A 25,010-nucleotide genomic window follows, 5' to 3' on the forward strand; every position below is an offset into this window, starting at 1 on the left:
GCCGAACTGCCGATATACGTAAGTACCAGAGTCTGTCAGTACCGGAGTCAGTGAGCACCAGACTCCGGAAGTCCGTGCCCCAGCGAAATCGCCAGAGCCCGCAACCAGGACACCCTCCGCCACCGACCGACTACCAGACCCTGTCACTCCGGCACCCCCGAAGTGCCGAACTGCCGAACTGCCGAACTGCCGAACTGCCGATATACGTAAGTACCAGAGTCTGTCAGTACCGGAGTCAGTGAGCACCAGACTCCGGAAGTCCGTGACCCAGCGAAATCGCCAGAGCCCGCAACCAGGACACCCTCCGCCACCGACCGACTACCAGACCCTGTCACTCCGGCACCCCCGAAGTGCCGAACTGCCGAACTGCCGAACTGCCGATATACGTAAGTACCAGAGTCTGTCAGTACCGGAGTCAGTGAGCACCAGACTCCGGAAGTCCGTGACCCAGCGAAATCGCCAGGGCCCGCAACCGCCGTGGAGATACAGCCGGCACCACTGAAAAGTCATCCCCGGGGGAGAGAGACCGTCTTAGCGACAACAACCGCATGCTAGCTGAACGGTGTTCACGGCAAAAAACATAGAGGAACAGAGTCACTGACCCTGCGTTCGCCCGGATGGACGAATAGTCCAAAAAGGCTTCCTGGCTCGCCGTCACTGGTCAGTTTGAGACGCCGCGCCCAAACTACCGGCGGCGTTACCGGGCGGCACTAACTCGAAGACTACCGGGGGAGTGGTGCTTGCCTGAGGCGCTGACTAACAGAGTACCGGAGTTACGTAGTCGTGGAGTTACAGACAAACGCAGTCACTGACTCTGTGCGTTTACGGCGATTCTTCGGGGTGTGGAGGACTGGGACTGGTAATTTTGGCGTAGCGCTTGCCGGCGACTAACAGATGTTCTCTACTTTTTGGTGGAGCTGACCCGACTTTTCGGGTTGTGCAACTTTGGTGGAGTCTCAAATCCGCAGTCGGTCCGAGTGCCACGGTAACCGAACTTAAGGAAGTACTCATGAGAGTCGTAGCTGTCGTCAACCAAAAAGGCGGGGCTGGGAAGACCACCACGGTGATGAATCTTGCCGCCGTTGCTGCCCAGAGCTCGAAGGTGCTTGTCGTCGACGCCGACCCACAAGGGTCAGTAACCATGTGGGCAACCAATGCAGAGGAACTCCCTGAGAAGGAGCAGCTGCAGTTCGACGTTGCGACGGAAACGGATCCCGAAGCGCTCACACAAATGCGCGATCTCGACTACGACACAGTCTTCGTCGACACCCCAGGTAACTTGGAAAACATTCAAGTGCTCAAGGCCATCGTTGGCCAGTCGGACTTCATTGTGATGCCTACAGAAGCGACTCCGTTGGCCCTTTTACCTCTCGTCTACACTTTTGAGAAGATTGTCCAACCCTCCGGTCGGGACTACAGAGTGGTGGTCACAAAGGCCGATTCGCGTTCCCCACAGGACGCGCTGGATGCCCAAGAGATGTTGCGAGAGCAAGGGATCCTCGTATGCAACTCGTTTGTTCGCGCCTACAAAGCACACGAGCGGGCCCCGATGTACGGGACTGTGGTCACTTCCTACGAAAAGACCCGCAACTCTGAAAAAGCAACTATGGATTACAAAGACGTCGCCCTGGAACTTTTTAGTCTCTGGGCCAAGACCAGGAAGGGCTAACCCCAATGGCGCTCAAAGGTGGATTCAAGAACTTTGCAAACCAGACTCGAGACATCAAGGAAGCCCCTCCCATTGACCTTGGTGCAGAAGTACCCACTCTGCATATTGTCCATGAGGCCGCGGCTTTGCATAACGACTCACAAGTACCCTCGACACAACGAACTGGCACACCCCCTCCGACTGCTGACCTCGCATCAAAGTCAAATGGGGGAGCGGAGTCGGAGATTGCGGTCAACGACAAGAAGGCCACTGCGCATCCCTCTTCGACGCAAGCGGCAGCAGAGGATGAGGGGCCCATTGTTTCCAGCCATACCCATTACACGGAGCTGGTCCGCAAAGAATTGCGTCTGCACGCAGACCAAGCCGACGAGCTGACGGTACTAGCTACCAAAGTTCAACGCGCCCGTAAGGAGAAGGGGGAGCGGATTACGGACAACACACTGATCCGAGTTGCCGTGGACCTTCTGCTGAAGCGCCAGCAGGAGCTAATCGGTTCCACTGAGGATGAGCTCCGCGTTGCGTTAGGCCTAACTCCACGGACCTAAAATACATCAGGAGGATCACGTCCCTTGGCCGGGCCAGCCTGACACCCGAGGGCATCGCGAGTCGTACTCTGTAAGTCCGACAGTCACAGACTTACAGAGTACTTCAGTATCGGACTGAATGACTGGATGACTCATCCTGCCCGGGCAAATGCAATGTCAGTCATGGCCCACTCATCCGGCGGACCTTCGAAGTCCTCCCACGGATAGTCCTCACCGGGGGAGAGGAGCTCGGCGACGGTATTTACGTTCTTCGACAGCCACTCCCTCCAGAGAATTCGTTCTATCCGGTAGCGGTCCAGCTGAGCGGCGACAGCTTCCAATACGCCGAAATACTCGGCAAGATCCTTTAGCGACGTTGCAGTTACTACTGACCAGGCTCTCTTGTTGTCCCGTCCGATCATGTTCCACGCGGCCATTACGTCGAGGGCTTCACTGACAGCTGTCCTAGAGAGCCTAGTTAGTTTGATGATTTCCGCCGTCGACAAGCCGGGGGAGTGCTCCAACGCCTCGTAAACGAATGCAGCCGGCAAGCCGAGTTCGCGGAACACCGGCCGCACGGCATGGATTTTCCCTTTCTGCCACGTCAGGTCCTCAGCCGCCGCTTTAACGTCCCCCGGCACGGTGAGCATGTAGAGATCTCCCTTAGTGCCGCGCCCTTCTTCAACCAGGGTCACCAAGCCATCCTGCTCTTCGCGCAGCGCTCTCAAATGGGATCCGACTGTCGTGTGGTCGAGTCCTGTAGCTATAGCAATAGATCTGACGCCGAATTCAACGAATCGGGAGGCTGTCATATGTGCAGCCTCCCCGAGTGCCCTCAGGACCATTCTGCGTGCCAGTCCGGTCCTCGAGTCTAGGTAGGCGTGCTCCTTCAGTCTGAGCGCGTTGCGCCACGTCCTGATGAGCCGATGCTCAGCGTCGGCATTCAGGAGAGCTGAGTTCCCTTGGTTCCCCTGGGCGTGTGTAGTTGGCTGGCTTGTGGGGGATATGTGGGCATTGTTTTTCCCTGCTGTGGATCCTGGGTTTTTCATTACGTAAGCGACGGCTTCAAGCCAGTCGCGGCGCAGCGCTTGGCCTCGGTGCCGGGAGGCGTAGCGGGCGTAGAAAGAGGCCAGCCCTGGCCAGGTTCCCTGCATCATCCGGCGTTCCACATCTGTCAGTTCCATCCCGGCAGCCGCAGCTCCGACGAGGATTGCTTGCCTGGCATCTGAGTCGGTCGAATAGCGGTTCGCGTCGTAGAGGCCTGTTTGTGCCATCTGGTGCATAACCCGGGACATCCGGCCGGTGGGGTGTTGAATTCTTGGTACCCCGACGTCCGTCGGCGTAAACGTCTGTTGTAAACGCAGCGCACGTACAGCGCTGATCTCCCCGGCTAGGTCGGCATTCATGGCAGCCCATACGGAGGCTGAGTTGGGCCGGCGGGCGACGTCGTAAGCCATGCTGAGGCTCATGGCCAGTTCTTGGTGGCCGCCGCGCTTGTGAGGAGAACCTGGAGTCCGCATGCAGCCGTGCAAAAGGTTCTGATGAGGGGACTTATCCAGGCTCTGGTGACGGTTACCCAAGGCTTCTACAAGATCTCGGGCTTCCGAAAACGTGACTCGCTTCTCCAGCGGTATGTAAACGTGGCGGCCGCCGTTGGGGGAGTAGTCCTCGATCCACCGAGCGCCGCAGGAATGCAGCCAGGTCTGAACGGCGCGGACATCGGCTTCCACCCAGTCAATACCCGCGACTGAGGAGTCAAAGTCAAGGAAGATCGCTGCACACGTGCCGTCCTTGCCGAAGATCCGGACCGCCGCGGGGAAGGCGGGAAGCGCTGGCGTTAGGGTTCGTTCATGTTTCTGTGGGTAGGTCTTTCCGCCGTCGCGGGAAAGGCGCATGCGAGGCTGCCCAGCAAGCAATGGAGCTAAGGCGGTCCAAGCTTGAGCTGGACGGCTTGGTGCATGCGGCGCGCCCGGACTCTGTAAGTCTGTGCATACGCGCATCTCGTGGGGTACGATGATGCTATTCCTCTCAAGGGATAGGAAGATGCCCGGACCGCAAGGCCCGAGTTGATTCTCACGGACTCTCTACCTCGTCGCCGGCAAGCAAAAAAGGTAGTGAGTCAAATGCTTAGAAGGCCCGCCTCGTGCGGGCCTTCGTCATTTAAGAGGCGATGCGGCCGATGGGCAGCTCCTCTTGATATTTGGGATGGTCATGACGCTCTCGCCATGGGCAAAGTCTCCGGGGCGTCGAGCGCTTCTAAGTCAATGGTCAGTAAGTGCTCATGGAGGAGCCTGGCCACGATGTCAGACCGAGTTTCAGCAGTAAGTTCTACGACTCTGCGTAACTTGTCTGCATCCGCCCTTGGGATCTTTGCCGTGACAACGTGACGGTCGCCTTTGTGCATGCGTGCCATGAGTCCTCCTAATTAGGGTGCTGGGACTACCCAATCGCAATTAGATTGCATTAAGTGGGACGCCGCGCGTCGGCGTGTCGGGGGCTTCAGTCCTGGATGGACGTAAGTCCCAGAGCTTGACCCGGTGCACACCACTCCTTCCTCTGCCAGCAGCTGAAGGCCTTCGCAGTGAACCTGCACGTCTACAGGTCCTGTCGCGGTGGCGCCCGGTGCTCCTTCAAAAGCCCAGCCACCGAAAGACTACATACATGCTCCGCACATGCACAACTCACTGCTTGTACCCTGCGGAAGTCATCGGGTAATATTTTGAGTCAGCTGCCCGCCTCCTCTGTGTTGGCGGCCTACACAAGTGGCTGAGCTTGGCTAAGGAGCTGTATAGATGGCAAATGGGGGCCGCAGCGTGTTTCTTACGCAGCAACAGAAGAAAGAGCGGCTAGCGGATCGCATGGGCATCCTGGTGGATATCTGGGAGGCAGATAACCACACTGCGCTCATTTACCCTCATGTCGAAGAAGCACTTTCCGCCCACGGAATCCACCTGTCGCGGACACGGTGGTCCTACTTGATCAATGGCACTGGCAGCCTGGTGACGGATCAGGAACTGCTGAAGGGCATAGCTGAGTTCGTTTTTGCCGTACCAGCCAGTTATCTGTGTGATCTCAACAGCGAGACTCCTCCCGAGGTAGAAGCGCGGATGGAATTCCTTGTGCAGATGCGGAAGCTCAAGGTGAAGAACTTTGCCGCGAGAAACCTGGGGGCCACCTCGCCAGAAACACTGAGGACGATCACCAGGATCATCGATGCATCGATGAAAGGCGACGAGTGAATGGCTCTCCCGCCGGTACCGGAAAAGGTCCGGGAGTTATGCGGAGACGGCACGACGTCGATGAAGGAAGTTATCGACCGCTTGACCGTGATCTGTGAGAAGCCGATCAATCTGATCGAGTACAAGGAGTCCTGGGGTGCGCTGACGGCCTTCAAAGCCGAATTTGAGGATCGCATAAACGTCTATTTCCCCCCGCAGAAGTCGCGTCAATACAAACTTCACTGCATCTATCACGAGCTCGGACACATCTACTTGGAGAGCTTTCGGATTCCCCTGGCTCTGCCGGATCTTTCTGAAGAGATGCTGAGGGAGACCGCGGACGCAATTAGCGTTACCTGCCGGTCCGTTCCGAACCATCCTGTCGAACGGTGGGTGGAGGATTTCGCTTTCGAGATGTCGAAGAAGACCCGTGCACGCAGCTCGTCCGATCCTGATCCTTTCCTTAGCTAGACCATGAAACTCTTGCTCTTTGCGCTGCTGAGTGCCCTATGCCTCCTTCGGATCCCCTCGGTGGTGAAGGTGGCGGAATCCCGGGCGTCGTGGCTGGCATCGATGTTCGGCCTGACGGCGCTCTATGTCCTGGGGACGGTTACACCGCTTGAGGTTATCGACAGCTACCTCGGTGGCATCAACGTGACGAACCTGCTTCAAGCCATCTTCGCGCTACTGGCGATCTTCTTTTTCAACGACAGCGTGCGGCGGTTAGCGAACGTACCAGTCAGATGGACTTACTACGCCCCGTTGCTGAGCGTTCCCATCATGATTGTCAGCTTCGCCCTTATTCAGGACAAAGCTCCAACAGCTGCGGACTTCATTGATTCCCGCATGGACCAGCTCGCAACTGCCACGTACAGCGGCACGTACATGCTCGCGTTGTTGTTCACCGTGCTCAGGATCCTCTACATGCTTCGGCACAAGGCGAGGGGCCCGTATGCAACATTCTCAGCGGGTCTGGTTGTGGTTGCGGCGGCTTGTTCGTGCCACATTACGTACGTGGTGCTGTTCCATTTCTCGCCCTGGGACGCTTTCGCCCAAGCGATCGGATCCTGGTTTGACCGCCTTTTCTATTTAGGCCTCTCGGTGACGGCTGCGGGCTGGCTGGTTCTTTTCCTGTCGAAGCAGCTCCCGAAATTGCGGCTCTGGATGATCGATGCGCTCTGGCTTACTGCGCTGAGGATCCGGGTAAATGCAGATCAATCCCGAGTCAGCCCGGCGTGGGACCTTTTCAATGAATCGCTCGAAAACGGGGTCTACAAAAGCCTCATCGTTCTGCACAACTACCAGCGGGGGAACATGACGATGTTCCCGGATTCTGTTCAGGGCAGAATCAGCCAAATTGAGGCCAAGCTAGACGCACAGACCTAGCCCTGCTCAGCCAAGATCGTTTTGCTGACCCAAGCCGTCAGTTCGTTAGAGAAGGTACGGGGCGAGGCATTCCACTCCTGGGTATGGTGTGCCTCAGGTAGGGGGATCAGGGTGACTGTGTCAGGATTCGCGCGTTGGAACGCCGCCGAGATCTCCCAGGGAACCTCTTGATCTGTGTAGGAGTGCAAGACCAGCGTCGGGACTGCCACCCGGTTAGGTACATCGACCCATTCAAGTGCATCGAAATTGATCGGTTCCTCCAACCCGAGCATCCTCGCGAACGGGGGTGCCTGCAGCAGGCACATGACAAGGCCGGCCCCTATCGCCGGCACGCCAGCCCGCGCCGCCCCCGCCGTGATGGTCTTGCGCCAGCTCGTGACCGGCCCTACCAGGACGACTCCGACGATCCGGTCCCGGTAAGCGCTGCGCTCCGCTGTCAGCAGCGCAATGGTGCCACCCATTGACCAGCCCGAGAGGATGATGCGACTGGCTCCATGAGCCACGGCGTAGGCCACAGCGCTTTCCACGTCACGCCATTCGGATTGCCCAAGGTGGCTGGATTCGGCCTGTGGTGGGCTGACCTCCTGGTCGCTGCGGAATGACGGAATCAAGGACGTGAATCCCAGGGGGCTGAAAGCGTGGACGTCCCGAAACATGATCGAGCGGTCTGTCCAGCTGCCATGGATATGGATCACCCATGTGTCTGCGTTCTTTCCTTGGAATAGCCATGCAGGCGCCGCACCGTAGGCGGTGGGGATGTGCACCTCTTCGAACCGTCCGGCCACCGCAGAAGGTTCGAAGAACACATCGGGGGTCCAATCAACCAGGGGCCCCAGGGACGCCGGCCCGGCACCCGAAGGATGAATTAGCCGCTCCACGTACTTTCGATCCTCATCGATCAGCGTGACCTCGCCGACTCTCGTGTAGCGCTCTGCCACAGGGTCGAACACGCCAAAGTCGCCCGGAGCTTTCGTGTAGTCATCCAAATCGATGCGGACTCTCCGGCCATCACCTGTCAGCTCGGCACGACGGTAGTCCTTTGGTCCCCGCTTAACGATCTTGCGCGCCATGACAACCGCGAACCCAGATAGCGCGGCCGCCGGTACAAGGAACGCGAGGTAGGCCAGGCCGCGCCGTGTCGTCAGCATTAGGTCTCACCCTCCAGCGCCGAGCCAGGAAGAGGAACGGAACCCAATCATCGTAACGTCGCCTCGTTCCTGATATATGAACAATTCATGCCCACTACAGGCGTTGCACATGTTCACTACAGGCGTGTACTCTTTTTGATTGAGCCAGTCGACGTCCAAGGGGGAGGGACGAATCTAATGCGGCGCAAATCGCTTGGCCTAGTGGCCATCATTGCCCTCCCTGGGCTGTTCTTCGGCTTGATCTTCTCCATGCTCTTGCTGTTGGCCCCCGCGAAGCCTGCTGCAGCTGATTGCGGCCCGGCCATCTCCGTTGCCGTCGACGCCAACACCAAGGTTGAGGGCTACACCGAGGAGCAGTTGAAGAACGCCGCGGCGATCATGGGTGCCGGTAAGGCACTGGACTTGTCCGTTAAGGGCCAGATGATCAGCGTCATGGTTTCCCTCGGGGAGTCAGGGTTGCGTGTCCTGGACCATGGCGATGGACCCGGCCCGGATTCCCGTGGGTTGTTCCAGCAGCGCGACAACGGAGCGTGGGGCTCCTATGCAGACCGTATGGACCCCACCACCAGCGCCACGAACTTCATCAAGGCCCTGCAGGCTGTCGCCGGCTGGGAGCTGTTGGAGCCGACCCTCGCCGGTAACAAAGTTCAGCGCAACGCCGACCCTTACCACTACCAGAAGTACTGGCCTGAGGCCCTCAAACTCGTCCAGGCACTCTCGGACGGGAAGTTCACGCTGGAAGGCAGCGACTGCACCATCCCGGGACAGTCCGGTGCCGGGGATGACTACCCGTGGAAAGACGCTCCCACCTGGTTGCAGGTCGGAGCGAACGCTGCCAGCACCTCGCCGCTGGGTATGTATAACCGCGAGTGTGTGGACTTCGCGTTGTGGCGCGTGAACCAGCAGATGGGTTCCGCCAGCGCACCCTTCAAATTTCTCAACGGGACCTTCCGCCCGGATGGGCAGGGCCTCGGCTCGGCTCTGACGTGGAAGAGCGGCTGGGACGCCAAAGGCTGGCCCACAGGCGCCGTTCCACGCGTCGGTGCGGTCGCTTGGTACGCACCTGGCACCGGGGGAGCGGACCCGAACTTCGGCCACGTTGCGGTGGTCAAGGAAGTCAAGGACGACGGGACTTACGTCGAAGAAGGCTACAACGGCAACCCGGCCCCGGATGACCACAACTACTACACCCGGACAGTCAGCAGCAACGTCCCCTCAGCCTTCCTGTACCTGCCCGCTCAAGAGGAGAAAAAGTGAAAAAGCCCTTGGCCCTGCTCGCCGTGGCCCTGCTCTGCGTTTCATGCGCACCTGCAGCGAACACGACACCGGCAGAAACGGCCAGCACCACGCCCACAGCGTCCGCCCCCGTCTCACTGAGCGCCAACAGCGGACCACAGGCCCCCGGAGGAACAATCCCGGCCTCCACCGGCATCACCTGGGATCAGGCCAGCAAGGACAAAGCCGTGGAAATCGCCCAGAAGGCTATGGGCGACTTCGCGCGCCCCAACGTGGAGGAAAAACAGTGGGCCAACGATCTTGCCCGCTGGCTGACACCACAGGCCACCGCCGACTACTCGGCGGTGGACCCGGCCAACATTCCGGCCAACCGCGTCACCGGTCCGGCCACGCTGACCGTCGATGAAGCCAACGGCTACGGCGTCACGGCAGCGGTCCCCACCAATGCCGGGACCTACACGCTGCAGCTGCTCCGCACGGGCAAGGAAGCCCCGTGGAAGGTCAACCGGCTCACACCACCCACGGCCTAAGCGCCGCACCTCTCCATCCCACACACGTAAGGAAGAAGTTCATGGGTACTACACCAACCGAGGTCCTGGCCTTTCCAAACATCAGGGCCATCGTCCGCGACAACGGGACCGCTGAGGTCGTCGTCGCAGGTAACTCCCGCATCGTGCCTGCCGGGGATTCGGTACAGGATCTCCGCAACAACGCCCTGGCTCTGGTCGTGGGCGAGGCGCAGACACTGCAGCGCCCCGTCCGGGTCCAGATCGAGGATCCCGAAGGACACGGTGAACTGATCGTGCACCCGGACAACACGATCGAATCCGTCTCCTACGAACCGCGCCCGGCACGCCGCCGGGCAGAGGCCCCGGAAACCACCCCCGAGACCGTCGCTCCGACCGTCATTGATACGGTCCCTGTTGCTGCTCCTGAACCAGTAGCCGCCCCCGCACAGCCCACCGCTGCGGCAACGGTGGACCGCCAGCCATGGCCGCCCAACCCCGCCGAGACCGAGCCAACAACCGAGACTCCTGCGCCTGCCCAGCCGGCCGCCGCAGAAGAACCGCAAACCACCGCAACCGCCCCGGAAGCACCGCTGACCCGGCGCAGCCTGAAGGAAACCTCGTTCCTGGTCAGCGCTCCGATTTTGGAACCGGCAACACAGGGCTGGCGCGGAACGCTCACGCGACTCGGATACCGGATGGACCCCTCCGCAGAAGAACTCTCCGAACGTGAGGACATTCGCACTGTCAGCCAGCACTGGCCCGGACCGCGCACCATCGCGGTGGTGAACCGCAAGGGCGGGGCTAACAAGACCCCCACGGTCGTCATGCTCTCGGCCATCCTCGCCCGCTACAGCGGGGCCGCCACAGTGGCCTGGGACAACAACGAATCTCAAGGCACCCTCGGGTGGCGGACGGAAAAAGGCTCCCACGACCGGAGCGTCCTGGACCTCATCGATGCTTCCACCGAGCTGCTGTCACCTTCAACGAACGCGGCAGAAATCGCCAAGTTCGTCCATCACCAGACCGCCGACAAATTCGATGTCCTCCGCTCGGATGAGAACGAAGAAGGCGACCACGAAGTCACCGCTGAGGAAGTCGACATCGCCCACCAGGTGCTCACCCGCTATTACCGACTGGTGGTCATGGACTCGGGCAATACCGCCAGGTCAGCGAACTGGCGTCGGATGATTGACCACACCAACCAGCTCGTCGTGCCTGTGACAGCCATCGAGGACCGCGCCGAAGCCGCCCGGCTGACGTTGCAGACCCTCGAATCCCGTGGTGGCCACAACGCGGAACTGGCACGCAACGCCGTTGTGATCGTCTCCGAATCCACTGACGCCAAGCGCAGCATGAGCGGGGACGCCTTGCAGCGGGCCAAGGACGAGGCCCGGCGGATCGCTGACGGCTTCGAACCGTTCGTTCGGGCCGTCGTCCGGATTCCTTACGACCCGGCCATGGTCAACGGCCCCATCCGTTACGAAGCCCTCCAGCCCGCAACCCAGCGGGCATGGCTGGCCGCAGCGGCCGCCGTCGCCTCCGGCTTCTAGAACAGCCCACCGACGGATTCCGAAAGGAGGAACCATGCAACAGTCCCTGAACCCCTGGATCACCCGCCCAGCCGAAGACGCGGCAGAGGCAGCCCCGGCGGATAGGCACGTGCCACCAGAGGCCGCCATCAGCGCGCCGCTGAGGGGAATGGTAGAACCGGACGCAGCAGACCGCCTCGGCCGACGCACCATGTCAGGCTCGCCAATATTGTGGATTACCGGCGCCCACGGGGGAGCCGGCGAGAGCCGCATCGCTGACCTGTTCGACGGAGCCCGCCCCACCGGTCACTGCTGGCCCGTCCTGCAGAACGGAAGCACACCCCGGGTGCTGGTGGTCTGCCGGGCAGACATGCGCGGCCTGACAGCGGCACAGAGCGCACTGACCCAATGGGCATCAGGAGCAGCCCCTGGACTGGATCTGCTCGGACTCGCCGTCCTGGCGGACGCACCGGGGAAGACTCCCAAAGCGCTCCGTGACTTCGCCGCAATCGTCGGCGGGGGATCGCCCCGGCTCTGGACCCTGCCCTGGGTAGAGGCCTGGCGGCATGGCGACACCACGACACCGCCAATGGGCCGCGAATACCAACGATTCATCAATGACTTGGCCTCCCTGGCCACCGACAGCACACCCAGCACCACCCACTGAAAGGTCTCACCATGAACTCCTTCTCCGCACTTGCGGCAAGCGTCATCCCCAACCCCACCCCGGTCGTCCCGGCCGAGGCCGGCGGCCTGCTTACGGTCTTGAACTGGGCCTCCGGTATCGGGCTGGTCCTCGGCGTCCTGGGCGTCATCATCGTCGGCGTCGGCATGGTCATCCAGCTCCAACGCGGCGAGGGTGGCCAGGCCCTCGCCAAGCTCGGCTGGGTCCTCATGGGCTGCATCATCATCAGCGGCGCTTCCGGCATCGTCCGCGCCTTCGTCTAAAGCCAGCACCAACAACGGGAGGTTCATCATGAGCCAGTCAACAGAGAGCACCACCGAAAGCAATCCGTTCACCAAACCCGGTTTCCTCATCGCTGCCGCGCTGGTGGTCGCGCTGATCGCAGCAACCGTCATCATCTTCCTGCTCCCCAAAGGACAGGGCAACGCACAGCCAGCCCCTGCCCCGGGAGAAAGCAGCAGCACAGCCGCAGCCAGCCCCGGCACATCAGCTGCGGCCAGCAAAAGCATCTGCGGACTGCCCGCCTCGCCGGAGTCGTCATTGGGGGCGGCACCGGATACGAAGTGGGAACTCGTAGGCACCATGGCTGCACCAATCGATCCGAAAGTTGGCCCGGGAAAGTCGGACGAACAGGGCATCAGGTCCTGCTTCGCCCATACACCAACAGGGGCGCTGTACGCGGCGGTGAACCTTTGGGCGCTAGGCATCGATCCCTCCAACGAACGAGCTATTGCCGAGCATCTTGCAGCCAAAGGACCTGGCCGTGACGCTGGGATGAAAGCAACCCAGACCCCCGCGCCGGCCTCGGCCGTGAAGGTCCAGATAGCGGGCTTCAATGTCTCATACACAGCGAACCAGACCGTCGTGGAACTGGCATTCAAGGCGGACAATGGAGCGCTTGCTTCGGTGCGGACAACGCTGCTTTGGCAGGACGGGGACTGGAAGGGCGTCGTCGCTGACAATGGCGCACCCTTGGAGGAACCCCGGCAAGTCCGTGACCTTTCAGGATTCATCCTCTGGAGTGGAGCATGAGGCCTACCTGGAACCCGGTAGGGGACTGGTTTTCAGGGCTCGCGGATGACGCTATGGGCAACATGGCGAAGGCCATCCTGGAGGGCATGAGCCAGATGGTGACGACACTGTCTACCTTCTGGGTGACCATGCCCACGGTGAACCTCGCCAGTGAGGACGGAACGACGCCAAGCCCCATCGTCTCCATGGTGAACAGCGAATTGATGCCCTGGACGGTGACGCTGGCAGTTCTCGCCGTCATTCTCGGTGGTATCCGGATGATCTGGGAGCAACGCGGGGCACCGTTGAAGGATCTACTGCGATCCCTGGTCACGCTCACCCTGGTCACGGGGTTGGGTCTGGGTGTCATCTCGATTCTGGTAGTCGCCGCCGATGCCTTTTCGGCCGCCATCATCGAGCGCTCCACGAACGGTAAGGGCTTCGCTGAGTCGATGAACCTCCTGGTACTGACCGGCCAGACGGGGGTCGGGGTGTTCATCCTGATCGTCCTGGGTTTGATTGGCCTGATTGCCTCTCTCGTCCAGGTCGTGCTGATGGTGGTGCGCAGCGGCATGTTGGTGATCCTGGCGGGCATCCTGCCGACCACGGCCGCGTTCACGAACACGGAAATGGGAAGGCAGTGGTTCCAGAAGGCAGTTGGCTGGACTATTGCCTTCATCCTCTACAAGCCAGCGGCCGCCATCGTTTACTCGGTCGCGTTCCTCCTCATGGGCAGCGGCGGGAAGGACAGCTTGATCACTTCCATCACGGGCTTCACGCTGATGATCGTTGCCCTGTTCGCCTTGCCAGCCCTAATGCGTTTCGTGACGCCGATGGTCGGTGCCGTCGCCTCTGGCGGGGGAGCAGGAGCAGGGGCTGTCGTTGGCGCCATGGCCACAGGCGCCGTCTCCCTGGGCCGCAGTGGCAGCGGTAAAGGCAATGCGGCACCAACGCCAGCGAGCACGCAGAGCAGCCAGGCAGGCACGTCTCCGAAGGGCAGTGACGGCACGTCGGGTCCCAGGGGAAGCGGCGGCCAGCCGACTCCAGGGTCAACCGGTCCTGGAGGTCCGGGTGGAGCTACCAGCACCGCGACCGCCGGCACTGCAGGAGCAGGGCCCGGCGCAGGGGCAGCAACGGGAGCCGGCGGGGCAGCAGCAGCTGGTCCGGCGGGCATGGCCGTAGCTGCAGGCGCCCAAGTGGCGTCCAAGACGTCGCAGGCAATCGCAAAGACCGCGCAGGATTCAACCGGGGAGGGCCCCAGTGGCAGCAATTAATACCGAATACAAGGAACCGTCCTATGGCAACTGGCGCGTACCGCGCTCAGCCGGCTTGGGTAACCTCGGCGCTATCGGCACCGGGATTGTCATGGCCGGGCTGTTGATGGGCATCATCAGCTTCGCTATCTGGGGTCTTTTCCCGGGCCTCGCTGTCCTGGCCGTGGCCGGGGCCAGCGCTCTACTGCTGACCGTCAAGGACAAGCACGGCCAGTCCATTGTTGACCGGTTCGCCACACGGATGAGCTTCCGGCTCTCCAAGTCCTCCGGAACGAATCTCTACCGTTCCGGCCCCCTGGGCGTGACGCAGTGGGGCATGTACCAGCTGCCGGGGCTCGCCGCGAAGTCCACCCTGTACGAGTTCACTGACTCCTACAAACGGCCATTCGCCCTGCTGCACGTGCCCACCACCAGCCACTTCACCGTGATCTTCTCCACCGAACCTGACGGAGCCTCACTGGTGGACCCTGAACAGGTTGACGCGTGGGTGGCGAACTGGGGCGGCTGGCTCGCCGGCCTGGCGGACGAGGCCGGCCTGGACGCCGCGGCCGTGACGGTGGAGACCGCCCCGGATTCCGGATACCGGCTACGGAACGAAGTTGAAATGAACATAGACCCGAACGCGCCAGCCTTTGCCCAGGCGATTCTGCGCGAGGTCGTAGACACCTACCCGGAAGGATCGGCCACGGTCCGTGCCTGGGTGTCCCTGACCTTCAACGCCTCCCTCCGGACAGGATCGAAGAAGCGCACACCGGAAGATGTTGCCCGCGACCTCGCCTCCCGGATTCCTGGCCTGTCGGCCCGGCTGCAGTCCACCGGCGCCGGTATTGCCCGTCCGATGTCAGCCCAGGAACTCTGTGAAGTCGTGCGGATCGCCTACGATCCCCCCGCAGCCTTGATCATTGATGAAGCGCACGCCGCCGGCTCCCCGGTCTCCCTTACCTGGGGCGAGGTTGGCCCGACCGCGACGCAGGCAAGCTGGGATGACTACCGGCACGACAGCGCGTTCTCGGCCTCTTGGACCATGACCGGCGCACCCCGCGGGTCTGTGAACTCATCGGTCTTGTCCCGGCTGTTGGCCCCGCACGGGGACATTGACCGTAAGCGGATTTCGCTGCTGTACCGCCCGATGGATTCCGCCCGTGCAGCTGCCGTGGTCGAGCGGGACCAGAACAACGCCAACGTCCGCATCACCTCCGGGAACCGGCCGTCCGCCCGCGCCCTGGTCGACGCACGGTCCGCTGTGCAGACCGCACAGGAGGAAGCCCAGGGTGCTGGCCTGGTGAACTTCGGGATGGTCGTCACGGCCACCGTGACCGATAGGGAACGCCTCGCTGATGCTGTGGCGGCCATCGAACAGACCTCCGGTACTGCCCGGGTACTGTTGCGCCGCGCCTACGGCGCGCAGGACACCGCGTTCGCTGCATCCCTGCCGCTGGGCCTGGTCCTGCCCAAGCACAGCCTGCTGCCCTCCGAAATCAAGGACGCCCTGTAATGGCCCTCATGAAGATGTTCACCCGTTCCCCCAGGAAGGCAGCTGAGCCGGTACCGGCTGCACCGACAAAGGCTGAGCGGCACCCTCGGGAGGCCGGGCCGGGCTCCCGCGGCTGGACCGGGCGCGGCGGAGGCATGGCCGCCCTCGTCCCGTCCGTGACGGAGTACCGCGGAACGACGGTCCAGGTCTGCGGACTGTGGCCGTTCTCCTCCGGTGCATCCTCGCCCATGATCGGCGTCCCACTCGGACGCCATGAGGAAACCCAGGCCACGGTCTGCTGTGACCCGATCAGCTGGTTCCAGCGGGCACGGCTCATTTCCAACCCCTCCGCGTTCATCCTGGGCAAGCCCGGGTTGGGGAAATCCACGCTGGTGCGCCGCATGTTCCTAGGGCTCTCCGCTCAGGGTGTCCATCCGCTCGTCCTGGGGGACTTGAAGGGCGAGCACGTCAAAGCGGTCCAGGCACTCGGTGGACAGGTCATCAAGCTCGGCCGTGGCGTTGGTTACCTGAACATTCTTGATCCCGGCCAGGCCGTTGAGGTCGCGCAGCTCCTCGAGGGCAGCGACCATCACGAAGCCGCCACCCGGGTCCGGGCTGACGCTCACGGCCGCTGCCTGAACATGGTGGTCTCGCTGATCACGATCAGCCGGAACAACCCGCCCACGGATCAGGAACAGACGATCCTGGACAGGGCGCTGCGGGTCCTCGATGACAAGTTTGTAGGAATCCCTGTCCTGAAGGACCTCCTGGACGTGATTGTGTCCGCGCCGGACGAGCTGCGCCAGGTCGCACTGGACCGTGGCGACATGGCCGTCTACCTGCAGGAAACACGGGCACTGGAAGCAACCCTGCTGGGCCTGACCGGGGGAGGGAAGCTGGGAGAAATCTTCTCCCAGCAGACCACCAACCCCATGAAGCGGGACCGCGCCGTGGTCTTCGATGTCTCGAGCATCGACGGGACGGAGACGGACCTGCAGGCCGCCGTGCTGCTCGCTTGCTGGTCCTACGGCTTCGGCACTGTCAACGTCGCCAACGCCCTGGCCGACGCTGGCTTGGAGCCGCGCCGGAACTACTTCGTGGTCCTGGATGAGCTGTGGCGGGCGCTGCGCTCCGGTAAGGGAATGGTTGACCGGGTGGACGCCCTGACCCGTTTGAACCGTTCCGTCGGCGTCGGGCAGATCATGATCTCCCACACCATGTCCGACCTGCTGGCATTGCCGGCCGAAGAGGACCGGATGAAAGCCCGCGGCTTCGTGGAGCGTTCCGGCATGGTGATCTGCGGTGGTCTGCCGGCGTCGGAGATGCCGCTGCTGACCTCAGCGATTCCCCTGTCCCGGCAGGAGCAGCAGAAACTCATCTCCTGGCAGGACCCGCCCGCCTGGGACTCACGCGGAGTCGACGTCGAACCGCCCGGGCGCGGGAAGTTCCTGATCAAGGTCGGCGGCCGCCCCGGGATCCCGGTGCAGGTTGGGCTGACGTCGATCGAAACCGGAGACCACGGCGTGAATGACACCGAAACGAGGTGGCACGCCCCGGCTGATTCTCTCCTTGGGCCAGCAGCTCCGGAGCTGCCCCTGGAAGGAGGCACACCGTGAGTGCACCGAACCGTAAGGGAATGGGTCTCGGGGATGCCCTGCTGGTCTGGCTGGCTATCGGCTTTATCGTCGTCTTTGGCGGCGGGACCTACGCGGCGGCCCACATGGGTTCCCGGATGGCCGGCGTCGACGCACCACCTGTCCATCCGATTGATCTGATTGCCGGGCTGGTCAAGGGCCGGGTGCCCTGGCCCACCCAATCCACCTTTGTCGCTGCTCTCATGGCCGGCGTGATCGTGGTCCTGACCATCGTCGTGCTGGTGGCCTGGAGGAAGGGTGCGAGTAAGCGTGCCCGGGTCGATAAGGCCGCCCGGTATCTGGGGCGGGGGAAGTCCCTGGCCGCGTTCTCCGAAAAGGGAGCGAAGGCCACGGCGGAGCGCCTCGGCGTGAAGGGCACTCCGGGCATCGTGGTGGGCAGCGTGGTTTCCACGGGGCAGAAGTTCATTCAGTCCTGGGAAGACCTTAGCCTCGACATCTGGGGTCCTCGGACAGGTAAGTCGACCTCCCGGGTCATGCCCGCGATCCTGGATGCACCAGGGGCTGTCGTCTCGACCTCAAACAAGCGCGACGTGGTGGACGGCACCCGTGGCGTCCGGGTCCTGACCGCCCCGGTGTGGGTGTTTGATCCGCAGAAGATCGCCCAGGAGGAACCGGACTGGTGGTGGAACCCGCTCTCCTACGTCACCGATGAAGAGAAGGCCTACAAACTCACCCAGCATTTCTCTGTCGGTTCGCGCCTTCCGGGGTCCAAACCGGATGCGTACTTCGACCCGAAAGCCGAAGACATCCTCTCCTCGTACTTCCTCGCGGCCGCGCTGGGGGAGCTGCCCATCACCCAGGTGTATCTGTGGGTGACGGAGCAGGTCAGCCAGGAACCCATCGAAATCCTGAAAGAGCATGACTACGAGCTGCAGTACAAGGGCCTGGAGTCCACGCTGAAGCTGGCCGACAAGCAGCGCGACGGTATCTTCGGCACGGCCGAGAAGATGATCCAGTGCCTCAAGAGCAGGAACACCCTTCGCTGGGTCGCCCCGGCACGCGGGGCATCCGTGGCCGCGGATCCCCGCCGCCAGTTCAACCCTCACGGCTTCGCCGCCTCACAGGAGACGATCTACATCCTCTCCAAAGAAGGGGCCGGCTCCGCCGCCCCGCTCACCACGGCACTGACGGTGGCCATTGCCGAGGCCATGGAAGAACGCGCCGAGCGCAGCGGCGGCCGCCTGCCACTGCCGGCGCTGTTTGCCCTGGATGAGTTGGCGAACGTGGTCCGCTGGGCAGGACTGCCGGACCAGTTCAGCCACTACGGCTCCAAGGGCCTGATCGTGATGGCGATCCTGCAGTCCTGGTCACAGGGCGTTGAACTCTGGGGCGAGGCGAACATGCGGAAAATCTGGTCCGCCGCGAACGTCAAGGTCTACGGCGGAGGAGTGGCCGAAGAAGGCTTCCTCCGGGCCCTTTCGGACCTCGTCGGCGATTACAGCTATATCAACGTCTCTGTCTCTGCCGGGAAATCCGGGTCCAGCCGCTCCCGCCAGGAAAGCAAGGAGCGCATCTTCGATGTCTCCAACCTCGCCGAACTCGACCGGGGCCGCGCCGTCGTCCTTGCCTCCGGGGCACCCGCCACCCTCGTCCGCACACTGCCCTGGTACACCGGCCCGCACAAGGACGCCGTAGAGGCATCCATCAAAACCCACAGCCCCCAGCCCGAAGAACCAGCCGTACCAGTGGCGGCAGTCCCCGCGGCTAATCCCTGGGTCACGAAGTAAGGAAGCCCCCAGCCATGTCAGAAGAGCTTGGATTGTTCGATACCGACGCACCTGCCACGGGGCATGACCGGGGGAGTGATGGAGGGGGAGGGGAGAAACCGCCGGAAATCGTTTACGGGTCAGCCGAAGAGTTCCTGCATGAACAGCTCCTGCCGACCTACGTCCGCGACGTCGACGGGCGCTCCGCGAAATGGTGCACAGAGTGGTACTTCCACCCGGAAGCGGTCTCCCGCGTAGCTGCTCTCTGGCGGGCGTGGGAACACCTGCGCCTCGACCCCGCTACCGGCATGAGCGTCTGGTGGCGGGACCACGCGGACCACCACATGCGCGTTCTCCTGGACCCCCACGGCCCGTTCTACAAGTGCGACATGCAGAAGCACAGGGACCCCGAGCACCTGGAACCGAAGAAAGCCCCCGCCGCTTGGTTCCCGGATGTACGGACTCAGCGACCTTAGCGGCCGTGCCATCGAGGGAAAGTACTTGGTGGACCGACAACGGGCCCGGAATGAATCGGACGAGCACTCGACTAGAAGAGCCGGCGGCTGGCGCCCCGCCAAGCCCGGCCACCAGCCGATGCCGTTCCGGGCCGGACTTGATCGATAGGATCGAAGGCATGACTGACGCCCGTGACCTCGCCCTCCCCGCCGGGTACTCCGACCTCCTCGGCGAGCTCAAGAACCGCGTCCGCGCCGCACGCGCCAAGGCACTCCGAACCGTTAATACCCAGCTCATAGAGCTGTACTGGTCCATCGGAAATGACGTAAGTGCACAGCAGGACAGCCAGGGCTGGGGGAGTGGTGTTATCAAAAGACTGGCCGAGGACCTCCGTGCTGAGTTCCCCGAGATGAAGGGATTCTCTCCCCGGAACCTCCAGTACATGACCACCTTCGCCAAAGCTTGGTCGGGGACCTCAATTGCGCAACAGGCTGTTGCGCAATTGCCATGGGGACACGTCACCGTGCTACTGGACAAGGTCAAGAGCCAGCAGGACCGGGACTGGTACGCATCGGCGGCGGCCGACTACGGGTGGTCCCGAAACGTCTTGATGAACATGATCATGAACAAGACCTTGGAACGCACAGGAGCAGCACCCTCGAATTTCGCGCAACAGCTTGTTGCGCGAGACTCCGAGCTCGCTCAACAGGTGGCAAAGGACCCGTACAACTTCGAATTCCTCGGCCTCTCCGGTGAAGTGGCGGAACGCGACCTCGAAAATGCCCTCACCAGCAGGATCACCGAAACCCTCCGCGAGCTGGGCCCAGGATTTGCCTTCGTCGGCCGGCAGGTCCACTTCGATGTTGAAGGGGACGATTTTTACGTAGACATGCTGTTTTTTCACATCGAGCAGCTCCGGTACGTCGTCATCGAACTCAAGACCGGCAAGTTCCAGCCCGAATTCGCCGGGAAACTCAACTTCTACGTCGCCCTCGTGGACGATGTGCTCCGCCGCGACCACCACAACGAAACCATCGGCATCCTCATCTGCGGCACCAAAAATGACCGCAGCGTCCGGTACAGTCTCGGCCGGTCCACCTCACCCATGGCCGTCGCCGCCTACACCTATGACAAGCTTCCACAAGCCGAGCAACAGGCACTCCCCAACGAGGGACACATCGTTGCCGCCCTCGAATGGGCCGAACCGGACACCGAGTTGATACAAACTGACTAGAAGAGCCTCGCCGATCGACATGTGCTGCCGCTTAGATCGTGTTTACAGGGGACATTGCGCCCTCCGGTTCTTCACAGGAATTTATAAGGTTCAGGTATGCATAATGAACCGAAGCTCCGGTCAACCGCTATTTGACCGGAGCTTCGCCAATTGAGGGTGTCCCGGTCGCACCTCAGTCATTGACCGCGGCCCTTCTGACGGTGGGCGGCGGGCCGGCTGGCGGTGGTGAACAAACCCTACTTCTGTCAGATTTGCATCTGAGACTGCCCAGCATGAGTGTGCAGGAATCGACTCTTGGAACCTATCCTGACGTTGTTTGTGGGACTTCCTGACGTCAGGTTTAGGTGTACGCCGGGCTGTAAGTACTTCACCTCCGAAATCGAAATGCGAGGCGATGGACGGGCCGCTTGTATGATCCGGGAGTGGATTTGATTGTTTGCGCCGATGCGCTTTGGATTTCTTGTGGCACCTGGGCCTCAATGTGGAATGGTTCGATAGGGGCATTGGTAGGTGCAGCAGTTGCCGCCTATGCCATCGTCAAGACGATCCGAACCCAGCGGAATCTGTTTCAGATCCAGCTGTCGCGAACCTACACGGCAACTCAGCTCGCTGACCACCGGCGGAACGTGGAGTTGAACAAGCAGCTAAAGGCACAGAGGGAGGACGTAACTCTGCAGCTTGCGTTCCAGGCTGCAGAGGCTTCCCGACAACGCGAACGTGAGGCCATCACGGCCCTCGTAGCTACCGGCAACGCATTCGTGAAGCGGTTTGAGCATGGGCGTGAGGGCATAGAAGAGCTCATATTGCGGGCCGACTCTGCCGTAGTGCGGTGGCGAATGGAACTGAACCACCGTGGCTTGGCTGAAGAGATATGGGCTTGGCCCCACCTTCTCGGGACCCTTGCCCTGCAGTTAGCCGATATGTTGGAACCCGGCGCAGAGCAGGACCAAGAGGGCTTCCTTGCTGCTTTCGATTCCCTGAATGATGCAACAGCTGAGCTGCTGCTCGTCGCGTTGTCTTGGCCTTCAGCATCACCCGAATATCGCGATGAACTGGCAGCCACACTTGTCTCAGTCCGTGAGAAATACGAAGTCACCTCATCCGAGCCGACCAGACTTTAGCTCGGAAGAACCCTTTCGGTCAGGTCCCCGGAGAGGGACAACGCGTGACAGACGCAACGCCCACCTAGCGGTGCTGAAAGAACGCTTGCCCGAAGCTTGGTCTGGATCGGCCCTGAAAGGACGGACACCCGGATGGCTATATCGACTTTGTCCCGTAAGTTGCTTTGGGGTCGCTCGGCGAGCCATTGTGCAATGCCCTCGTGCCGTAGAACGCTTGCCCATCAGTCCGACTTCAACGCTGATGCCGTTCTGATAGGCGAAGAGGCCCACATTGTGGCAAAGAGCCCCGATGGACCCCGCGGCGAATCCCCCCTATCGCCAGAACAGCGTGATGAGTACAGCAATCTCATACTGCTCTGTCCGACTGACCACGCCCTGATAGACAAGGCCCCGGAGGACTTCTCCGTTGGTTTTCTGTTGGATATGAAGACGCAGCACGAGGCATGGGTGAAAATCACCCTCGGGGCAGCCTCCAACTCCGCCGATGAGAAGTGGGCAGCTTTGGTCGATACTCTGACCGCCCGGTTGAGCCTGGATACATGGCACAAGGATGTGAGCGCGGTACTCAGCGGCGGCGAAGCAAGCATGTCTATCTCAACCGAAGAACGATTGCGTGCCTGCTTGCATTGGATTGCCACACGGCCGTGGCCGAAAGGGTATGACGACCTGCGAAAGGTGATCGAGACTATCGGGCACTTTCTAAATGAGCTACTGAGTACCTTTTCCCAACACGCCGATCCGGACCGCAGTGGCGATCGGCTCCGCTTCAAGGCCTTTTATAAGATACCCATTTGGAACGACGATCTATATCAATCACTTCTCAATGAATACCAAGAATGCCGGGAATATTTAGCCGATATTGTCCTTGAGTTAACCCGATATGTGAACTTGTTCAGTGATGTTGTCAGAGATGAAATTGACCCTGATTTCAGGAACGAACAGGGTTACGCAACCCTCATTATTGAGGGGGAAATTCTTCGTTTCGATACCTACGTCCCTCGGTTCACCGAGGAAGAGGTATCTGAGATCAGCGAGTCCGTGAATCCATTGAAAGACTTCGCCGAACACCGCTTAGTGCGAAGTCCCCGTTTCTCTTGGTAATAGGACGCAAACGGCAAAGTTTACCCAACGATACTTCTGCGTACCAACACTTCAGGCTATGCATAGTTCCGTCCGCATTGTGCGCAAGAGCACCCGGACGTAGCAACTGGCAGACACCTGATTGATTCATCTGGTGCGATACGCAGAGTACAGCCTTACGTAACCTCCGCTATCAGCGAGGTGGTCCAGTGGGGGAGTTGGGCTCCATGCCCTGCTTGGTGCCGTCAACGGCCTACGTTTTCATTCGAGCTCAAGACCGGAAATGTTCCAGCCTAATTACGCCGGTAAGCTCTAACCTGGAGAGAATTGGCGGCTTCGGCGGGCTTAGTTCATTCCACAGTATCGGTTGTCAGCTCTCTATATGCAGCCTGGGTGCGCTGTATGACAACGTACAGCAACCCTATGAGGTGTGCCCCTAGTGCCACCACGATCATCGACGGCCATAGTTCGAGGCGGATGGGGCCAACGGCTGGAAGGGGCGCCGTGACGGTGGAAACAACGACGGCCAGGGTGAAAGCTAGGGAGACGAGCGCCGAGTATAAGACGTTTTGAAATAACTCGTCTACAAGGCGGGGCAGATTAAGGCGTTCCTGGACCCGGGGGTCGTGGGTAATTTGCAGCCGAAGCTGAAACACGAAGATCATCAGCGCAAAAAGGAAGCCGGCAAGCACAGCTGTGCCTGCAATGAGTTCGGCGACGCCAGAAAGTCGCCAGTCGAATATGAAGGCCAGAACTGCCCCCGCGATCGGAGGAAGGTATGCCGGCAGCACCAGCCCCCACACGAGGACACCTGTCCGGTGATGCCGGAACGTGTGGAAGTGGTTCAAATGCTGCCTGTCCTGCTCGAGGTTAGGCGTGGGGATGATCCCATTTGCCATCAGCGTTGACCCCCAGCCAGTTAGTTTGCTCCCATGAAGGCTGCCACGTGAACCCATTCGCAGTGTAGTAGGTCTCGGCTTCGCGGAACACCCGGTAACGGAACGTCGAATTGTCCAGCGATGGCTGGCCGTCATCGCTCAACAAAATCCGTACGCTAGGAGTCTTCTCCTTACCTACGACAAATTTCTTGGTCTGCTCGCCCTTCTGCAGTTCGATAACGACTTCCACATCGTCATCGTCGGCAAAACCCAAATATTCGGTCATTTTGAGGCTGCGGTTCATAACCGCGTCCCTCAGCCAGCGCGGGAAATACTTGACACCGGATTCTGGGACCAGTTCCTGCCGCAGGGTACCTAGTGGAACCGTGTGTGTTGTGGTTGATCCAGCAGCAATGTTCGACCGCCATTTCCGGGCCGTTGTCTTGATCTGGCTCAGTTCAGCATCCTTGCGCCACGCATCAGCTTCTACGACTGTTTCGGTGGGGAAGTGGTGTAGCTCACCGAAGTCGGCAATGAGAGCGTCCTTGAAGCGTTCAACTACGCGGGCCCCTCCACCGCTTATCCCCTCCCGCTCGGTGCAGAAGATGCCTGTCTTGGACTTCGGTGGGACGACAAAGGCCATGCGAGTCATGATGGTTGCGGAGTGGTCATCAGACCGTTCATGTTCCACGCTGTGGTCGGTGATGTTGAACGTCTTACCTACACTGCCGTAGTGGCCAAACTCGACGTCTACGAAAACTGCACACCCCTGAGCATGGATGTTTGTGATGAGGGTGTACCGCTTTTTCACGGGGTCGAGAAGCTTATTGGGATCCACTGAGTTGACGTACTCATGAAACATCGTCAGCAGTCCGAACGGTGAAAAGTCGTCCAGCGGCGCCGTGGCCCGCTTCTTCTCTCGTTTGAACTGCAGCGTGGTCAGTCCCAGAGTCCTCTTCGGCACGGTCAGGTCCCCAATCTTTGTTTCAGTTTTAGGCGCAGGCATTCTGGCACGAGCGGCTCTTGGTTGTTGCAGAAGGATCTGTTCTCGCCGTATGGACCTGGCCAACTGACTGAGCCTACTCTGGCTCTTTCAGGTGGTCGTCAGTTTTTGCCGTCGACGAGTTGGCTTCTCTGTCAAATCTGCCATACGGAACACCAGATTCCTAAGCAGAGAACCGTTTGGTGAGGCGACGCAACCAGGGTTACCTAGGGCC

22 protein-coding genes are annotated in these 25,010 nt (G+C 61.0%); 18 read left to right on the top strand and 4 right to left on the bottom strand.

Annotated features, from left to right (window positions below):
• Positions 1-1,009 precede the first annotated feature (1,009 nt).
• Entirely contained in the window at positions 1,010-1,669 is a 660-nt protein-coding gene (locus CXR02_RS12670; RefSeq protein WP_104062324.1) for a ParA family protein, read from the top strand.
• A 676-nt stretch (positions 1,670-2,345) separates the two neighbouring features.
• Here the strand turns inward: CXR02_RS12670 and CXR02_RS12680 are convergent.
• Positions 2,346-4,088: a winged helix-turn-helix domain-containing protein gene (locus CXR02_RS12680; RefSeq protein WP_258060942.1), complete on the bottom strand. Its 1,743-nt coding sequence runs from the start codon at positions 4,086-4,088 to the stop codon at positions 2,346-2,348.
• A gap of 897 nt (positions 4,089-4,985) precedes the next feature.
• Here CXR02_RS12680 and CXR02_RS12690 point away from each other — a divergent pair.
• Genes CXR02_RS12690 through CXR02_RS12700 form a run of 3 tightly spaced genes read left to right on the top strand, consistent with a single transcriptional unit; the run spans position 4,986 to position 6,797 of the window.
• Positions 4,986-5,432 (top strand): hypothetical protein, encoded by a 447-nt coding sequence (locus tag CXR02_RS12690; protein WP_104062327.1) that lies wholly within the window; start codon positions 4,986-4,988, stop codon positions 5,430-5,432.
• Complete coding sequence (locus CXR02_RS12695) at positions 5,433-5,882, top strand: hypothetical protein (protein WP_104062328.1); 450 nt, start codon at positions 5,433-5,435, stop codon at positions 5,880-5,882. It abuts the gene before it with no gap.
• 3 nt (positions 5,883-5,885) lie between these two features.
• Positions 5,886-6,797: a hypothetical protein gene (locus CXR02_RS12700; RefSeq protein WP_258060943.1), complete on the top strand. Its 912-nt coding sequence runs from the start codon at positions 5,886-5,888 to the stop codon at positions 6,795-6,797.
• Here the strand turns inward: CXR02_RS12700 and CXR02_RS12705 are convergent.
• The gene (locus CXR02_RS12705; protein ID WP_258060944.1) at positions 6,794-7,867 is read right to left on the bottom strand and encodes a S9 family peptidase; all 1,074 of its coding nucleotides are present in this window, start codon (positions 7,865-7,867) and stop codon (positions 6,794-6,796) included. The two genes, CXR02_RS12700 and CXR02_RS12705, sit on opposite strands and share 4 nt — an antisense overlap.
• Positions 7,868-8,122: 255 nt before the next feature.
• Here CXR02_RS12705 and CXR02_RS12710 point away from each other — a divergent pair, with 255 nt between their 5' ends.
• The 14 genes from CXR02_RS12710 to CXR02_RS12775 all read left to right on the top strand — a co-directional run bounded on the left by CXR02_RS12710 (position 8,123) and on the right by CXR02_RS12775 (position 22,936).
• Positions 8,123-9,202: a CHAP domain-containing protein gene (locus CXR02_RS12710; protein ID WP_104062330.1), complete on the top strand. Its 1,080-nt coding sequence runs from the start codon at positions 8,123-8,125 to the stop codon at positions 9,200-9,202.
• Positions 9,199-9,711 carry a hypothetical protein gene (locus tag CXR02_RS12715; RefSeq protein WP_104062331.1) on the top strand — a complete coding sequence of 171 codons (513 nt, stop codon included), beginning with the start codon at positions 9,199-9,201 and terminating at the stop codon, positions 9,709-9,711. The genes CXR02_RS12710 and CXR02_RS12715 overlap by 4 nt, the downstream gene beginning before the upstream one ends.
• Before the next feature lie 41 nt (positions 9,712-9,752).
• Positions 9,753-11,240 (top strand): ParA family protein, encoded by a 1,488-nt coding sequence (locus CXR02_RS12720; protein ID WP_104062332.1) that lies wholly within the window; start codon positions 9,753-9,755, stop codon positions 11,238-11,240.
• 34 nt (positions 11,241-11,274) lie between these two features.
• On the top strand, positions 11,275-11,886 hold the full coding sequence (locus tag CXR02_RS12725; protein ID WP_104062333.1) for a DUF6668 family protein: 612 nt from the start codon (positions 11,275-11,277) through the stop codon (positions 11,884-11,886).
• 11 nt (positions 11,887-11,897) lie between these two features.
• Positions 11,898-12,167, top strand: coding sequence for a hypothetical protein (locus tag CXR02_RS12730; protein ID WP_104062334.1), 270 nt, complete (start codon positions 11,898-11,900; stop codon positions 12,165-12,167).
• A 28-nt stretch (positions 12,168-12,195) separates the two neighbouring features.
• Positions 12,196-12,936: a hypothetical protein gene (locus CXR02_RS12735; protein ID WP_104062335.1), complete on the top strand. Its 741-nt coding sequence runs from the start codon at positions 12,196-12,198 to the stop codon at positions 12,934-12,936.
• Positions 12,933-14,189, top strand: a complete 1,257-nt coding sequence (locus CXR02_RS12740; RefSeq protein ID WP_104062336.1) for a hypothetical protein — start codon at positions 12,933-12,935, stop codon at positions 14,187-14,189. The genes CXR02_RS12735 and CXR02_RS12740 overlap by 4 nt, the downstream gene beginning before the upstream one ends.
• Positions 14,176-15,684 (top strand): SCO6880 family protein, encoded by a 1,509-nt coding sequence (locus tag CXR02_RS12745; RefSeq protein WP_104062337.1) that lies wholly within the window; start codon positions 14,176-14,178, stop codon positions 15,682-15,684. Before CXR02_RS12740 ends, CXR02_RS12745 begins: the two co-directional genes overlap by 14 nt.
• On the top strand, positions 15,684-17,279 hold the full coding sequence (locus CXR02_RS12750; protein ID WP_181037218.1) for an ATP/GTP-binding protein: 1,596 nt from the start codon (positions 15,684-15,686) through the stop codon (positions 17,277-17,279). The genes CXR02_RS12745 and CXR02_RS12750 overlap by 1 nt, the downstream gene beginning before the upstream one ends.
• Positions 17,276-19,045, top strand: a complete 1,770-nt coding sequence (locus tag CXR02_RS12755) for a type IV secretory system conjugative DNA transfer family protein (protein ID WP_104062338.1) — start codon at positions 17,276-17,278, stop codon at positions 19,043-19,045. Before CXR02_RS12750 ends, CXR02_RS12755 begins: the two co-directional genes overlap by 4 nt.
• Positions 19,046-19,059: 14 nt before the next feature.
• The gene (locus CXR02_RS12760; protein WP_104062339.1) at positions 19,060-19,500 is read left to right on the top strand and encodes a DUF4913 domain-containing protein; all 441 of its coding nucleotides are present in this window, start codon (positions 19,060-19,062) and stop codon (positions 19,498-19,500) included.
• Positions 19,501-19,658: 158 nt separating this feature from the next.
• Positions 19,659-20,714, top strand: a complete 1,056-nt coding sequence (locus CXR02_RS12765) for a YhcG family protein (protein ID WP_104062340.1) — start codon at positions 19,659-19,661, stop codon at positions 20,712-20,714.
• A gap of 422 nt (positions 20,715-21,136) precedes the next feature.
• On the top strand, positions 21,137-21,835 hold the full coding sequence (locus CXR02_RS12770) for a hypothetical protein (protein ID WP_146072536.1): 699 nt from the start codon (positions 21,137-21,139) through the stop codon (positions 21,833-21,835).
• 273 nt (positions 21,836-22,108) lie between these two features.
• A complete protein-coding gene (locus CXR02_RS12775; protein WP_146072537.1) occupies positions 22,109-22,936 on the top strand; it encodes a hypothetical protein in 828 nt (275 codons plus the stop codon).
• Between the two features lie 329 nt (positions 22,937-23,265).
• Here CXR02_RS12775 and CXR02_RS12780 read toward each other — a convergent pair whose 3' ends face one another.
• Both CXR02_RS12780 and CXR02_RS12785 read right to left on the bottom strand, forming a co-directional pair.
• Positions 23,266-23,814 carry a hypothetical protein gene (locus CXR02_RS12780; RefSeq protein ID WP_104062343.1) on the bottom strand — a complete coding sequence of 183 codons (549 nt, stop codon included), beginning with the start codon at positions 23,812-23,814 and terminating at the stop codon, positions 23,266-23,268.
• Complete coding sequence (locus CXR02_RS12785; RefSeq protein ID WP_146072538.1) at positions 23,786-24,799, bottom strand: hypothetical protein; 1,014 nt, start codon at positions 24,797-24,799, stop codon at positions 23,786-23,788. Before CXR02_RS12785 ends, CXR02_RS12780 begins: the two co-directional genes overlap by 29 nt.
• Between the last annotated feature and the right edge of the window lie 211 nt (positions 24,800-25,010).

The organism is Arthrobacter sp. 4R501, assembly GCF_002929755.1.
Taxonomy (GTDB): Bacteria; Actinomycetota; Actinomycetes; order Actinomycetales; family Micrococcaceae; genus Arthrobacter.

Coding starts and splice junctions, on each gene's coding strand:
- CXR02_RS12670 (WP_104062324.1), top strand. CDS start 1,010: ATGAGAGTCGTAGCTGTCGTCAACCAAAAAGGCGGGGCTGGGAAGACC.
- CXR02_RS12680 (WP_258060942.1), bottom strand. CDS start 4,088: ATGCGCCTTTCCCGCGACGGCGGAAAGACCTACCCACAGAAACATGAA.
- CXR02_RS12690 (WP_104062327.1), top strand. CDS start 4,986: ATGGCAAATGGGGGCCGCAGCGTGTTTCTTACGCAGCAACAGAAGAAA.
- CXR02_RS12695 (WP_104062328.1), top strand. CDS start 5,433: ATGGCTCTCCCGCCGGTACCGGAAAAGGTCCGGGAGTTATGCGGAGAC.
- CXR02_RS12700 (WP_258060943.1), top strand. CDS start 5,886: ATGAAACTCTTGCTCTTTGCGCTGCTGAGTGCCCTATGCCTCCTTCGG.
- CXR02_RS12705 (WP_258060944.1), bottom strand. CDS start 7,867: ATGGCGCGCAAGATCGTTAAGCGGGGACCAAAGGACTACCGTCGTGCC.
- CXR02_RS12710 (WP_104062330.1), top strand. CDS start 8,123: ATGCGGCGCAAATCGCTTGGCCTAGTGGCCATCATTGCCCTCCCTGGG.
- CXR02_RS12720 (WP_104062332.1), top strand. CDS start 9,753: ATGGGTACTACACCAACCGAGGTCCTGGCCTTTCCAAACATCAGGGCC.
- CXR02_RS12725 (WP_104062333.1), top strand. CDS start 11,275: ATGCAACAGTCCCTGAACCCCTGGATCACCCGCCCAGCCGAAGACGCG.
- CXR02_RS12730 (WP_104062334.1), top strand. CDS start 11,898: ATGAACTCCTTCTCCGCACTTGCGGCAAGCGTCATCCCCAACCCCACC.
- CXR02_RS12735 (WP_104062335.1), top strand. CDS start 12,196: ATGAGCCAGTCAACAGAGAGCACCACCGAAAGCAATCCGTTCACCAAA.
- CXR02_RS12740 (WP_104062336.1), top strand. CDS start 12,933: ATGAGGCCTACCTGGAACCCGGTAGGGGACTGGTTTTCAGGGCTCGCG.
- CXR02_RS12750 (WP_181037218.1), top strand. CDS start 15,684: ATGGCCCTCATGAAGATGTTCACCCGTTCCCCCAGGAAGGCAGCTGAG.
- CXR02_RS12760 (WP_104062339.1), top strand. CDS start 19,060: ATGTCAGAAGAGCTTGGATTGTTCGATACCGACGCACCTGCCACGGGG.
- CXR02_RS12765 (WP_104062340.1), top strand. CDS start 19,659: ATGACTGACGCCCGTGACCTCGCCCTCCCCGCCGGGTACTCCGACCTC.
- CXR02_RS12780 (WP_104062343.1), bottom strand. CDS start 23,814: ATGGCAAATGGGATCATCCCCACGCCTAACCTCGAGCAGGACAGGCAG.
- CXR02_RS12785 (WP_146072538.1), bottom strand. CDS start 24,799: ATGCCTGCGCCTAAAACTGAAACAAAGATTGGGGACCTGACCGTGCCG.